Genomic DNA, 12,244 nt, shown 5'->3' with positions numbered 1-12,244 from the left:
GGGGGCGGGCCGTCAGGCGGCGGTGCGGGACACGGCGGAGCGGCGCGGGACGAACCGGCCCAGCGCGCTGAACCAGCGGGTCGGGGCGAGCAGCACGAAGAGGGCGAGCACGACGTGCGTGATGATCAGCGCGAACGCCTCGTACTTGCTGGCCGGGTGACCGAGCCGGACCGTCATGTGGGAGGCCCAGGTCCACACCTCGGGGATGGTCTGCCACTGCGGGTCGGTGTGGTCGTTGACCGTGAGATACGCGAGGTCCTCCAGGCCCGAGAGCATGAGCAGGAGCATCGCGTAGGCGAGCCGGCGCACCAGGTGGGCCGCACCGCCGCCGATCCGGAAGCAGAAGGCGAAGGTCAGGATCAGGAACGGCGTCAGCGTCAGGACGTAGTAGTACAGCTCGGGGTGGTTCTCCGCGTAGAAGAAGATCTTCGGTACGAAGTAGATGAAGTAGATCAGGAAGCACAGCGGCACGAAGAGGTGCAGTCTCAGCTTCTTGGCCCACTCCGGGTCGAGCTGGGCGATCGCCTCGGCGGCGAGGACGAAGGGCACCAGCTTGAAGAGCATGACGGCGAGGCTCTTGACCTCGCGGTCGTGCGGCATCGCGAACCAGACGACGCCGGCGAAGGCGAGGCTGAGCGCGGTGAGTATCAGGAAGGGCGCATGGCGCCGGAGCGTGGTCAACGCTTCTCCGTAAGCAGTCGGGGTCGAACGGGGGTCGCGGTCGCGGCCGCCGGCGGTGCGGGGTTGCGCGGAGCGTCGGGCTCCACGTCGAAGCGGAGCAGGGACCTCGCCCTGGCCTGCGCCTCCCGGAGCTCGCCGTAGCTGTCGGCGACCAGCAGCAGGTAGCCGAGCTTGTGACCCGCCTGGGTGTAGCGCCGCACCCGGTTGCCGGGGCCCGCGAAGAGCTTCAGCTCGGCGGTCTGCGGCAGGGCGCGGACCTCGTCGGCGCCCTCGACGGCGCGGAGGATGCCGTCGGTGTCCGTGGTCAGGATCTGCAGCGCCGTCTTCTTGTCGTGGCGGGCCTGCAGGTCGAAGGGGAGCCCGAGGGCGAGGCGGAGCGCGGCCTCGTAGGTGTTGATGCCGTAGGCGTGCCGGACGAGCAGCGGCATTCCGTTGCCGCCGAGCCGGGCACCCATCTCGATGAAGCGGATCTCCTCGGTGCGGTCCACCACGAAGTCGAAGTTGACCGGGCCGTCCGTGTGTCCGAGCGCGCCGCAGATGTCCATGACCATGGAGCGCAGGGCGATCTCGGTGGCCGGCGCCAGCTCGGCCGGGACCATGTGGCCGGTCGTGATCATGTGGGGCGCCCCGGTGGTGCCGCGCTCGGTGACCGCGATGGTCCCCAGCTTGCCGTCGCGCAGGAACGCCTCGGCGGAGAGATGCCGGCCGAGCAGCATCTCCTCGACGATCACCTCGCCCGAGAAGGAGTACGTGCGGGCCTCGGCGACGGCTCCCGACAGCGCGGCCTGGTCGGCGACGACCTGGACGCCCTTGCTGCCGGAGGAGTCGCTCGGCTTCACGATGACGGGCAGCGGCAACGCCGCCGCGGCGAGCCGCAGCTCCACCGGGTCGGCGGACTGGACGTAGGCGTACGTGGGCAGCCCGAGCCGCTCCAGCACCTCGTGGAAGTACCCCTTGTCGACCGAGGCCCGGACCGCGTCGGGTGCCGGCTGGTACGGGGTCTGAAGCAGCCGGCTCAGCTCGGCCACCGACTCCTGGGCCGCGTCGCTCGCCGGTGAGATCACCGCGGCGATGTCGAGGTGGCCGACCATGGCGGCGATCCGCTCCGGGGCCCGGGTGGTCATGCACAGGAACAGATCGGCGGCCGAGGCACCGAGGGCGTCCTGGCGCTGGTCGACGCCGACGACTCCGTACCCGAGGCGGCGCGCCTCGTGGTAGGCGGGCAGCTGGTCCTCGCCTCCGCCCAGCACGAGGATGTGAGGCTTTGTCATGGCAGGTTCCCTGTCTGGAGCAGCGGCGCGGGCGCCGCCCGGCCGGTGGACTCGTTTCGGTAGGCGTAGAGGTCGTCCTGCGGCCGGACGGGCACGTTGGCCTCGCGGATCTGGTAGCGGGGCAGCCCGGCGCTGCCCCGCATGATCCGCACCATGTAGCGGGCGAGCAGGGCGAGCGAGCCCAGTCCTGCCGTGTGCAGCACGACGGAGGCCAGGGCCAGCGGCCGGACGCCGCTGCCCGCCGCCGCCAGCGTCACGGCCGCCGCCGCGGCCCCGAGCGCCGCGAGGTAGATGAGGGCGAGCGGCCGGTAGGAGAAGCCGACGAAGAGATCGGCGGCGTGCCGGAACAGCTTTCCCAGCGACCATTTGGCCCGTCCCGCCGTGCGCGGCGAGTGCGCCGTCTCCACCGTGGTGTAGCGCGCGCCGATCAGCGGCAGGGTGGCGATGAAGTAGGGGGTGCTGACCTTGCATGCGGCGACCTTGCGGGCCACCGAGGTGCGCACCACCCGGAACACCGAGGCGTGGACCGGCAGTTCGATGCCGAGGATGCGGGTGGCGATGGCCTGGTGGGCGACCGTGCCCAGCCGGCGGTACCAGGGGTCCTGCCGGCTGGTGCGGACCGCGAACACCGCGTCGTAGTCCCCCTCCACGGCCCGCCGGGCCAGCTTGTGGAGCTCGGGGGGCGGGGACTGCAGATCGGCGTCGAGTTGTACGGTCCACTCCTTCGACGCGTACGAGAACCCGGCGGTGAAGGCCGATTCGAGTCCGAAATTGCGGGCGAACGAGATGTAGCTGACGCGCGGATCCTCGCGGGCGATCCGCTTGATGATGCCGAGGGTTCCGTCCGTGCTGCCGTCGTCGACGAAGAGGATTTCGGAATCCTCGTACTGGTACACCTCCTCCTTGATGCGCAGGTATGCCTGCTCTATGCATTCCTCCTCGTTGAAACAGGGCACCATCGCGGTGATCGAAAGCGTGGCAGGCATCCTGGCCATCGTCCGTCGCCTTTCTGTCCGCAACCCGGTCCGGGTCAGTCGAACATCGCATTCATCGTCTCGTGCGTGGCGGCCTTCTCCTGGTCCGCGCGGCTGGCCCAGCAGGTGTTGAGGATGATGCGGGTCTTGTCGGCGTTCAGCGGGACGGTGCGGTGCAGCGTGGTGTCCGAACGCAGGAAGTACAGGTCGCCCTTGGCGTGGCCGTAGCTGCGGATCGGGTGCTTCTGCAGGTACTCCTCGACGCGCGGGGCGTCCTTGTCCCAGTCGGTGTGCGGGATGCACTGCAGCATGCCGCCGTACTCCAGCGACGGGGCCTCGATCAGCCAGATGACGGTGAAGCTGAAGTCGCCCCAGTGCCAGCCGTGGGTGTCACCCTTCTGGTGCTGGCGGGTGATGATGTACTTCTCCTCGTCCCACGGGCAGCCCATGACCTCTTCCTTGGCCAGGCGGGACAGGAAGGCCTTGAGCGCGGGGGACTCGTACACGGCCGGGATCAGCGAGCCGTCCGTGGCGATCGCCTTCTGGCCGACCGTGGACATGTAGCGCGGGGAGTCGCCGGTCTCCTTGAGACGGATGTCGATGCGCTTCTGGTGGGTGTCGCTCAGCTGGTGGGTCTCCTCGGCGACCGCGGCGAAGATCTCGGGCGAGACCAGGCCGGGGAGCTTGACGTAGCCCTCGCGGCGGAACTGCTGGGAGAGCCCGAGCACCTCGTGGTCGTCGGCGAACCGTTCCGTGATGTTCTTCGCGATCAGCTCTTCGACATTCGCGGCGGTGATGGTCTTCTCGGACACGGTGAACTTCCCCTCGAATAGGAGCTGCGGAATCCCCGGCATCGCTGCGGCTCTGCACCGGACCGGTTCTCCGCTGTTGACTCCTCGATTCTTGTGAACGCCCCCGCGGTCCGGTAGTGCCGGCCTCACCGATTGCGCATGAGGAAGCCATGCGCCCACCCGGACATGAAGATCTCACCTGCCGTATGAGGAACTCATGGGCCGCTCCGCCATGAAATACACACGCTTGCAGGAGTTGGCTTGTTGCTGTCAAATCCCAAAAGAGGCGGGGGACTCATGGAACTCCGCCACGGAAAATGGCGTGCAAATCCGGAGAGGAAAACAACGATGACGAGAACAGCGGTGGTGGCCGGAGGTGCGGGGTTCCTCGGCTCACATCTGTGCGAACGGCTGCTCGCGGACGGCTGGCAGGTCTTCTGCGTGGACAATTTCGTCACCGGGTCCCCCGAGAACGTGGCTCATCTCGTCGGCGACGCCTTCCGGCTGGTCGAGGCCGATGTCACGGCGGGACCACCGGCGATCGAGGGCCAGGTCGACGCCGTGCTGAACCTGGCCTCACCGGCCTCGCCGGCCGACTACCTCGAACTGCCCCTGGAGACCCTGCGGGTGGGCTCGGAAGGCACCCGGCATCTGCTCGACCTGGCCCGCGAGAAGGGCGCTCGGTTCGTCCTCGCCTCCACCTCGGAGACGTACGGCGACCCCCTGGTGCACCCCCAGCCGGAGACCTACTGGGGCAACGTCAACCCGGTCGGGCCGCGTTCGGTGTACGACGAGGCCAAGCGCTACGCCGAGGCGATCACGATGGCGTACCGCCGCACGCACGGCGTCGACACGGGCATCGTCCGGATCTTCAACACGTACGGGCCGAGGATGCGCGCCCACGACGGCCGCGCCGTGCCCACCTTCATCCGGCAGGCACTCGACCAGCAGCCGATCACCGTGGCCGGCGACGGCTCGCAGACGCGCTCGCTGTGCTACGTGCCCGACCTGATCGACGGCATCGTGCGGATGGCGGAGTCGGAGGTGGCGGGACCGGTCAACCTCGGGAACCAGGAGGAGATATCGGTCCTCAGGCTCGCCGAGTGGATCCGGGAACTCACCGGATCCACCTCCGACATCGTGCATGTGCCGCGCCCCACGGACGATCCGTCGCTGCGCCGGCCCGACACCGCGAAGGCGCGCGAAGAGCTCGGCTGGACGGCGCGGTTCACGACGGAGCGCGGTCTGACCGAGACGATCGACTGGTTCCGCACCCGGCTGGACACCGGCCTTCAGGGCCTGCAGCTCGCCGGTGCAGAGGAAATGTAGAACCCGCTGGCACCGTTCGGCCGAGGGCCAACCGGATCGGGGGCAGGCGTGGTGCGTCGGACGTCGGCGGTCGTGGGACGGCAGCGGTCAGAGGTTCACCCAGCCCTTGCTGGTGGCGAGCACCCCCGCCTCGAACCGGCTGCGCGCTCCCAGGCGTTGCGACAGATCGGCGGTGACGCGCCGTATCGTCCGTACGGAAACGCCCAGTTGGCGGGCGATCGCCTCGTCCGTCATCCCCTCCGTGAGCAGATCGAGCACGGCCCGCTCCGGCGGGGTCAGATCGTTGCCGGTGTCGGCCGCGGCCTCGGCCGCGCTCTCACCGAGCGGCTGCGCCTGCTGCCAGGTCAGATCGAAGAGGGCGAGCAGCGCGGTCAGCGCGCCGGTGCCGTCCAGCACCAGCGCCCCCATGTCGGCCGCGGCCGGGTCCATCGGCACGATCGCCCTGCTGCGGTCGTAGATGAGCATCCGCAGCGGCAGCCGGGGCACGGTGCGCACCAGACCACCGCGCTCCCCCAGCCAGGCCACGTACTCCCTGGTCGCAGGAGAGTTACGACAACTGTCGAGGAAGATGTACCGAAGGCGTACGCCTCGGTCGCTGGTCGAGGTGTCCAGCGGCCGGGCGGCCTCCAGATGCTCCTCGCTCTGGCCTCCGCCCGGAACGAACGCCGCTATCTCGGTGGTACAGGTTTCGGCCAGATGCTCGATCTTCGACTGGATCTGGTCCATGGACCGCAGCTTCTGCACCTCGGTGACGTCATGTCCGCCGGTGGCACGGATGTCGGCGAGCATGCCCGCCACCGCGACCCGGCTCGCCCTGATCTGTCTCTCGCGCTCCAGGAGTTCGGTCTCCTGGCTGGCGAGGAGCGACGTCAGGCCCAGCTCGGGGTCGACGGGACGGTCCGGGCCGCCGTCCGCCGAAGGCCGTACGAGCGACAGTGCGGCCAGCCGGTCCAGGGCCGAACGCGCACGCTCCTCGGTCCACCCCAAAGCCTCGGCAAGGCCGGAAACCGCCCCCGGCCCGTCCTTGAGCATGACGCGATACACCGCTTCCTCATCCGGGCCGATCCCCAATCGACCAAGCATGATTCCCCTCCCCCAGGGCGGCGGTGGGTCGCACCGCACATCATTCCCGCGCCCGCGTCCGTGGTCGGGGACGCGGCCGCACACGATACGCGATGGCGGAATCCGGACGGAGCTGTTTCCGGCCTCGGCGACACGGTTGTTACCGCCGGTGCCGATGACGGAACCACGGGCGGCGCGGAGTTCGGGGAACCGGTCCGGCGCGGCACGGCGGGGCGGTCATGTATCTCGTAGACGTCCGGCTGGAGTCCACCGCGCGCCTCTCCCCGTCGGACGTCCGCATCCTGCTGTCGGAGGCGGCCCGTCCGGACGACGGGGTGGAGCACATCTACGTCCAGCCGGCGCCGTCGCCCACGGGACCGCTCCCCCGGGGCGCCGCGCCGTCCCTCGACGTGGTGCTCTTCCTCTCCCATCGCACGCTGACCGAGTCGGAACGGGCCGCGGACGCGGTGCTGAGGCGCTGCACGGTCCGGGGCCTGCGGTTCAGAAGGCTCTCCACGATGCCGCTGACGCTGCTCGTGGACCTGCTGGCCCTGGAGGGCTGACGAGGGGCGCCCGGGGTGCGCCTCGGGTGCGCCCGGGCCGGCGGGCGTGTCCTCGTCCTGCCATTGCAGGTCCCTGACATGGGAAACCCCTGGGCAAAGCTTCCGGTCCCGAGCAGAGTGGTCTCACCGGGACAGAGCGCCGGTCAAGGGGTGAAGGCGCGCAAACCTGGCCGATGCGGTCGGCCGGGGGACCCGGATGACTCCGCTCAGCCGATGCTTCCAGGGGGACCCATGCAGACTTCCATCCGTGCCAAGCGCAAGACGGCGTTCGCGGCCGCCACGCTCGCCGCCGTCCTCGTGGGGACCGGGACGGTGGCCGGGGCGGTCGCCACCACGGCTGCCGGCGCCCACGGAGGACCCGCGGGGCACCCGGGCACGATCGTGGCCGACGGCACGCACGGCACGCACGGCAAGCACGGCAAGCCGGCTCACGAGTCGAGGAACGGCAACATATGGGGCCCGTGACCGCGGTGGGTTCCGCGGAGACGCTTCATCTGAACCTCCTCGGGCCGGTCGAGGCCCACCGCGGCGGCACTCCGGTCAAGCTGGGCGGGCCCAAGCCCCGCACGATGCTGGCCGCGCTGCTCCTCGCCCGGGGCCGGGTGGTGAGCGACAGCAGACTGACCGCCCTGCTCTGGGACGAGCGCCCGCCCACGACCTGCCCGGCCCAGCTCCACACCTACGCCTCCCGGGTCCGGCATCTGCTCGGCCCCGGCGTCGAGGTGGAGCGCCGCCGCCCGGGCTATCTCCTCGGACTGCCCGACCGGGGCGTACGCGTCGACCTCCTGGAGTTCCAGGAGCGGGCGGCGCGCGGCGCCGAGGCCCTGGCCGCGGGCCGTGCGGCGACCGCGGCCGACGAACTGCGCCGCGCCCTCGCCGTCTGGCGGGGCGTGGCACTGGGCGGGGTCTGCGACGCGCTCGCCGATGTCGAGCGCGACCGGCTGGAGGAGGAGCGCCTCGTCACCCTGGAGCGGCGTATCGACGCCGATCTGGAGCTGGGTCGGCACGCCGCGCTCATCCCCGAACTCATCGCGCTCATCGCCGCCGACCCCCTGCGTGAGGGACTGCGCGGCCAGCTGATGACGGCGCTGTACCGGTCGGGACGGCAGGCCGACGCGCTCGCCGCCTACCGGGCCGCCCGGGCCACGCTCGCCGACGAGTTGGGCCTGGAGCCCTCGGCCGCACTGCGCCGCCTGCACCAGGCGTTGCTGTCCGGCGATCCGGCCCTGCTGCCGCGAGTCCCGCGGGCCTCGCGGGGCGCGGTGCCGAAGGCGTCCGCGAAGCCGGCTCCCGCCGTGGCACCGACGGCGCGGGAGCCGGTCGCGGTGGGAGCGGCGGTGGCGGCGGCGGCCGGGCGAGCGTCCGCTCCGGCAGGGCCGGTGACGGCCACGGCCCCGGCGTCGGCGCCGCACGGGGAGCGCCCCCTCAGGCCGGCCGAACTGCCGCCCCCACCCGCCGATTTCACCGGACGCGACCAGGAAGTGATGCGGCTGGGCACCGCGTTGACCACCCGCCGTCCGCGCCGCCCCGATCAGGCGGTCCACGTGGTGACCGGAATGCCCGGCATCGGCAAGACGGCCGTCGTGCTCCAGACGGCACACCGCGTCAAACCCTCCTACCCGGACGGGCAGATCCACCTCGATCTGCGCGGCTCCGGCCCGCGGCCGCTGGACACGGCGGACGCGCTCGCCGAACTGCTGCGGCTGCTCGGCGTTCCCGCGGCCCGGATACCGGGCACCCTCGACGAGCGCATGCGCGCCTGGCGCACCCGTACCGCGGACAGGCGGGTGCTGCTGGTGCTCGACGACGCGGCCGACGAACGCACGCTGCGCCCGCTGCTGCCCGTCACCGACGGGTGCGCGGTGCTCATCACCAGCCGATCGGGGCTCTACGCGCTGGAGGGTGTGAGCCGCACGGTACTGGGGCCGCTCTCGCCGCCCGAGTCCGGGAGCCTTTTCGACAAGCTGGCGGGGCGCCTGCGCACGGGCGCCGAACCCGCCTCCGCGGCCGCCGTCGTCGACGCCTGCGCCGGGTTGCCGCTCGCCCTGCGCATCGCCGGCGCGAAGGTCGCGGCCCGGGGGCACTGGCCCCTGTCCCGGCACGCCGACCGGCTCACCGACCCCGGCCGGACGCTGGCGGAACTGGCCTTCTCCGACCTGTCGTTGCGCGACCGTCTCATGGAGGCGTACCGCCGCCTCACGCCCTCCGCGCGCCGGGCCCTGCGCTTCCATTCCGAGCTGGGCCCGCATCCGGTGCAGGCCCGCACGGCCGCCCGCGCCCTGGGGACCGGCCACGAGGAGGCCGAGGAACTGCTCGCCGACCTCGCGGCCGCCCACTGGGCCGAGGTGGTCCGGCAGCCCGGCGGCTACGCGTACCGGCTGCACCCGCTGGTCCGGCTCTTCGCCCGCGACATGCTGGCCGATGAGGAAGGCGCCGTCCCCCACGTGTTGCCGGTGCGCTCCTCCTGGGCACTGGCCAGAACAGGCGACACGGCCTGACGTCCGGTCCGCGAGCCCACCGAAGAACCCCCGAGAAACGAGGCAGGTCCGCTCATGCCACGCCCTTCCGGTTTCAGCTACGAAACCCGCGCCGACGGCACCATCGTCATCACCCATCGCGGCCGTAAGGCCACGACACTGCGCGGCGACCGTGCCGAGCAGTTCGCCGCGGAGGTGGAGTCCGGCGACGCGCAGGAGGTGATGGCGCGCTGGACGGGCTCGTACAAGTTCGGCAACGAGCGCACCGCCCGCAACCACCCCAGGAACAAGGGACGTCGCGCCTGAACCGCCCCCGGCGGCGCGGGCGGTCCCACTCGGACAGCGATGTCCCACCGGAACAAGAGAATGGAATCGATTGATGACTGGCACGTCCCGCAGAATCGCCGTCTTCGGTGCGGGCTACATCGGCCTGGTCACGGGAGCGTGCTTCGCGGAGCTGGGTCACCGTGTCGTCGTACGTGACATCCGGCCCGAGCGGATCGGGCTGCTCAACTCCGGCGAAGTGCCCTTCTTCGAACCGGGCCTGGGCGACCTGATCAGCCAGAACAAGGAGCGGCTGGCGTTCACGCTGGACGTGCACGAAGCCGTACGCGACGCCGAGGTGGTCTTCGTCTGTGTCGACACCCCGCCCACCGCCTCCGGTGACGCCGACCTCTCGCGCGTCTGGGCGGTCGTCGACGCCCTCCGTGACGCGTCCCATCTCGTCGCGGTCGTCGTCAAGAGCACCGTGCCGGTCGGTACGGGTGCGCGCGTGCGGGCCGCCCTCGACGAGCGGGGCCTCGGCCACGTGGGATACGCCGCGAACCCCGAGTTCACCGCGGAGGGCAGGGCGGTCGAGGACTTCCTGCGCCCCGACCGCGTGGTGATCGGTGCCTCGGACGCCGGCGTGGCCCGGTGGGTGGCGGACCTCTACGGCGCGGTGGACTCCCCGGTGGAGCTGATGGACGTCGCCTCGGCGGAGATGGTCAAACTCGCCTCCAACGCCCTGCTCGCCACGCGGATCACCTTCATCAACGAGATCGCGACCGTCTGCGAGGCGACCGGCGCGGACATCGGGCACGTGTCCCGCGCCGTGGGCCTCGACCACCGCCTCGGGCCCCACTTCCTGAAGGCGGGGCTCGGCTACGGCGGATCGTGCTTCCCGAAGGACTCACGCGCGCTGCGTGCCATGGCCAGCAACTCCGGCTACCCCTTCCAGTTGCTCAACGCCGTCATCGAGGTGAACGAGCTCCAGCCGAGGCGCGCCATCCAGCGGCTCAAGACCGAGCTCGACGGCCTGAAGGGCCGTCGGATCGCGCTGCTGGGCATGACCTTCAAGCCGGGCACGGACGACATGCGCGAGGCCCCGAGCGCGATCATCGCCTCCCGCCTTCTCGCCGAGGGCGCCACGGTCACCTGCTGGGACCCGATGGCGCCGGGCGCCGACGGCCACCAGGAGCCCTGGTCCTCCACCACCCGCCTGCCGGACCCCCTCGGGGCGATGACCGACGCGGATGCGGCGATCCTGGTCACCGAGTGGCCCGAGCTGACCGACGTCGACTGGCCGGCCGCCGCCCGCCGGATGCGGAACCCTCTGCTCCTCGACGGCCGCAACCTGCTCGACCCCTCCGTCCTCCTGTCGGCGGGCTTCACCCACATGGGCGTGGGGCGGGCCACGCGGTACCCCCGTTGAGAAAGCTGCCGGTACGGACGACGCGATGCTTTCGTCGGTCCTGTGGGAGTGTCGGAGCGGCGTGCGGTCCGGTCGCGCGGTAGACGTCTGAGGGTGAGCGAACCCGAGGCCGGCGGTGAGGCTCCGCGACGCGCGGTCGACTACGAGGCGGTCTTCCGCGCGTCCCCCGGACCCGCGCTGCTGCTCACCCCCGGCCTGGTCATCGTGGACGCCAACCAGGCACTCCTGACGCTGTCCCGGCGCGGTCGGGACGAGTTCGTGGGCCGTTCGGTGTTCGAGGTGTTTCCCACCAACCCTGCCGACCAGGAGGCGCCCGGTACCCGGCTGCGCGCGTCCGTCGACCGGGTGCTCGCCACCGGGGAACCGGACAGCATGGCGCTGCAGAGGTACGACTTCGCGATGCCGTCGGAAGCGGTCGAGAAGCGGTACTGGAGTCCCGTCAACGCACCCGTACTCGGTCCGGACGGGCAGGTGGTGCTGATCCTTTCCCGGGTCGACGACGTCACCGACATGGTCCGGGCCCGTACGGCGCTGCAGGAGTCCGAAGAGGCGCTCAGCGACGAGGAGTCCACGACGGCCGCCCTGCTCGCACGCTTCCAGGGCCTGCAGGAGCTGAACGAACAGCTGCGCCGTGCCCACCGCCGCGATCGCGAGATCGCCGTCGGCCTGCAGCGCGCCATGCTCCCGACCGCCCCGCTGGGACACAGCAATGTCGCGGTGCGCTACCGCCCGGCGACCAGTGCCCTCAACGTCTGCGGTGACTGGTACGACTTCATCGACGTCCCCCCTGACCGGCTGATGGTCGCGGTCGGCGACGTGGTCGGCCACGGTCTGGAGGCCGCCAGTCTCATGGGCCAGCTCCGCAGCGCCCTCAGCACGGCCATCCGTGCCACCGGACAGCCCGCCACCGCGCTCAAGGCCCTCGCCCTGTACGCCCTCACCGTCGAGGGCGCCCTGGCGACGACCGCCGTCCAGACGGTCATCGATCAGCGAGCCCGCACCATCACCTACAGCCGCGCCGGCCACCCGCCCCCGATGCTGCTTCGCCCCGACGGCCGCACCGTCGACGTCCTGGACGAAGCAGCGGATCCGCCCCTCGGCGCCCTGGACGACGACAGCGCCAGGTCCGAGGCCACCCACTGCTACGAGCCCGGCGCCACCCTCGTGCTGTACACGGACGGCCTGATCGAACGCCGCGACGAGGACATCGACGCGGGACTGGAGCGCCTCGCCCGAAGCCTCGCCCGGCACGACGGCCTCGCGCCGGAAAGCCTCGCCGACGCCCTGCTCGTCGACCTCTCTCCCGTCGCCGAAGGCCCTGACGACGACACCGCTCTCGTCGTCGTACGGCTCTGATCAACGGCTCTCAGGGTGTGAAGGACGTCGCCCGGGGGCCGGGGGCC

The 12,244-nt window shown here is 71.2% G+C and carries 12 protein-coding genes; 7 read left to right on the top strand and 5 right to left on the bottom strand.

Annotated elements, in window-relative coordinates; translation table 11 throughout:
• Nucleotides 1–12 precede the first annotated feature (12 nt).
• The 4 genes from OG766_RS18830 to OG766_RS18815 are packed head-to-tail and all read right to left on the bottom strand — an operon-like array spanning nt 13 to nt 3,738.
• The gene (locus OG766_RS18830) at nt 13–681 is read right to left on the bottom strand and encodes a hypothetical protein (RefSeq protein ID WP_266380882.1); all 669 of its coding nucleotides are present in this window, start codon (nt 679–681) and stop codon (nt 13–15) included.
• A complete protein-coding gene (locus tag OG766_RS18825; RefSeq protein WP_266380877.1) occupies nt 678–1,952 on the bottom strand; it encodes an ATP-grasp domain-containing protein in 1,275 nt (424 codons plus the stop codon). The genes OG766_RS18830 and OG766_RS18825 overlap by 4 nt, the downstream gene beginning before the upstream one ends.
• Nucleotides 1,949–2,938, bottom strand: coding sequence for a glycosyltransferase family 2 protein (locus OG766_RS18820; RefSeq protein WP_266380873.1), 990 nt, complete (start codon nt 2,936–2,938; stop codon nt 1,949–1,951). The genes OG766_RS18825 and OG766_RS18820 overlap by 4 nt, the downstream gene beginning before the upstream one ends.
• 44 nt (nt 2,939–2,982) lie before the next feature.
• Nucleotides 2,983–3,738, bottom strand: coding sequence for a HalD/BesD family halogenase (locus OG766_RS18815; RefSeq protein ID WP_266380869.1), 756 nt, complete (start codon nt 3,736–3,738; stop codon nt 2,983–2,985).
• Nucleotides 3,739–4,065: 327 nt separating this feature from the next.
• Here OG766_RS18815 and OG766_RS18810 point away from each other — a divergent pair, with 327 nt between their 5' ends.
• On the top strand, nt 4,066–5,046 hold the full coding sequence (locus OG766_RS18810) for a UDP-glucuronic acid decarboxylase family protein (protein WP_266380864.1): 981 nt from the start codon (nt 4,066–4,068) through the stop codon (nt 5,044–5,046).
• Between the two features lie 87 nt (nt 5,047–5,133).
• Here OG766_RS18810 and OG766_RS18805 read toward each other — a convergent pair whose 3' ends face one another.
• The gene (locus OG766_RS18805; RefSeq protein WP_328725827.1) at nt 5,134–6,129 is read right to left on the bottom strand and encodes a LuxR C-terminal-related transcriptional regulator; all 996 of its coding nucleotides are present in this window, start codon (nt 6,127–6,129) and stop codon (nt 5,134–5,136) included.
• A gap of 218 nt (nt 6,130–6,347) precedes the next feature.
• Between OG766_RS18805 and OG766_RS18800 the strand changes: the two genes are divergently transcribed.
• From OG766_RS18800 to OG766_RS18775, 6 genes are all read left to right on the top strand, one after another.
• Nucleotides 6,348–6,671: a hypothetical protein gene (locus tag OG766_RS18800; protein ID WP_328725826.1), complete on the top strand. Its 324-nt coding sequence runs from the start codon at nt 6,348–6,350 to the stop codon at nt 6,669–6,671.
• A gap of 231 nt (nt 6,672–6,902) precedes the next feature.
• A complete protein-coding gene (locus tag OG766_RS18795) occupies nt 6,903–7,136 on the top strand; it encodes a hypothetical protein (protein WP_328725825.1) in 234 nt (77 codons plus the stop codon).
• Nucleotides 7,124–9,169, top strand: a complete 2,046-nt coding sequence (locus tag OG766_RS18790; RefSeq protein WP_328725824.1) for a BTAD domain-containing putative transcriptional regulator — start codon at nt 7,124–7,126, stop codon at nt 9,167–9,169. The genes OG766_RS18795 and OG766_RS18790 overlap by 13 nt, the downstream gene beginning before the upstream one ends.
• A gap of 54 nt (nt 9,170–9,223) precedes the next feature.
• On the top strand, nt 9,224–9,454 hold the full coding sequence (locus tag OG766_RS18785; protein ID WP_266380851.1) for a hypothetical protein: 231 nt from the start codon (nt 9,224–9,226) through the stop codon (nt 9,452–9,454).
• Nucleotides 9,455–9,527: 73 nt separating this feature from the next.
• Nucleotides 9,528–10,841, top strand: coding sequence for a UDP-glucose dehydrogenase family protein (locus OG766_RS18780; protein WP_266380849.1), 1,314 nt, complete (start codon nt 9,528–9,530; stop codon nt 10,839–10,841).
• A gap of 93 nt (nt 10,842–10,934) precedes the next feature.
• A complete protein-coding gene (locus OG766_RS18775; RefSeq protein ID WP_266380847.1) occupies nt 10,935–12,197 on the top strand; it encodes a PP2C family protein-serine/threonine phosphatase in 1,263 nt (420 codons plus the stop codon).
• Nucleotides 12,198–12,244 lie beyond the last annotated feature (47 nt).

Source organism: Streptomyces sp. NBC_00259 (assembly GCF_036181745.1).
Classification (GTDB): Bacteria; Actinomycetota; Actinomycetes; order Streptomycetales; family Streptomycetaceae; genus Streptomyces; species Streptomyces pratisoli.
This window is presented reverse-complemented; position numbering and strand designations above follow the sequence as displayed.

Excerpts from the sequence above, each read along its gene's own strand:
- OG766_RS18825 (WP_266380877.1), bottom strand. The coding sequence starts at position 1,952 with ATGACAAAGCCTCACATCCTCGTGCTGGGCGGAGGCGAGGACCAGCTG.
- OG766_RS18820 (WP_266380873.1), bottom strand. The coding sequence starts at position 2,938 with ATGCCTGCCACGCTTTCGATCACCGCGATGGTGCCCTGTTTCAACGAG.
- OG766_RS18810 (WP_266380864.1), top strand. The coding sequence starts at position 4,066 with ATGACGAGAACAGCGGTGGTGGCCGGAGGTGCGGGGTTCCTCGGCTCA.
- OG766_RS18805 (WP_328725827.1), bottom strand. The coding sequence starts at position 6,129 with ATGCTTGGTCGATTGGGGATCGGCCCGGATGAGGAAGCGGTGTATCGC.
- OG766_RS18800 (WP_328725826.1), top strand. The coding sequence starts at position 6,348 with ATGTATCTCGTAGACGTCCGGCTGGAGTCCACCGCGCGCCTCTCCCCG.
- OG766_RS18795 (WP_328725825.1), top strand. The coding sequence starts at position 6,903 with ATGCAGACTTCCATCCGTGCCAAGCGCAAGACGGCGTTCGCGGCCGCC.
- OG766_RS18790 (WP_328725824.1), top strand. The coding sequence starts at position 7,124 with ATGGGGCCCGTGACCGCGGTGGGTTCCGCGGAGACGCTTCATCTGAAC.
- OG766_RS18785 (WP_266380851.1), top strand. The coding sequence starts at position 9,224 with ATGCCACGCCCTTCCGGTTTCAGCTACGAAACCCGCGCCGACGGCACC.
- OG766_RS18780 (WP_266380849.1), top strand. The coding sequence starts at position 9,528 with ATGACTGGCACGTCCCGCAGAATCGCCGTCTTCGGTGCGGGCTACATC.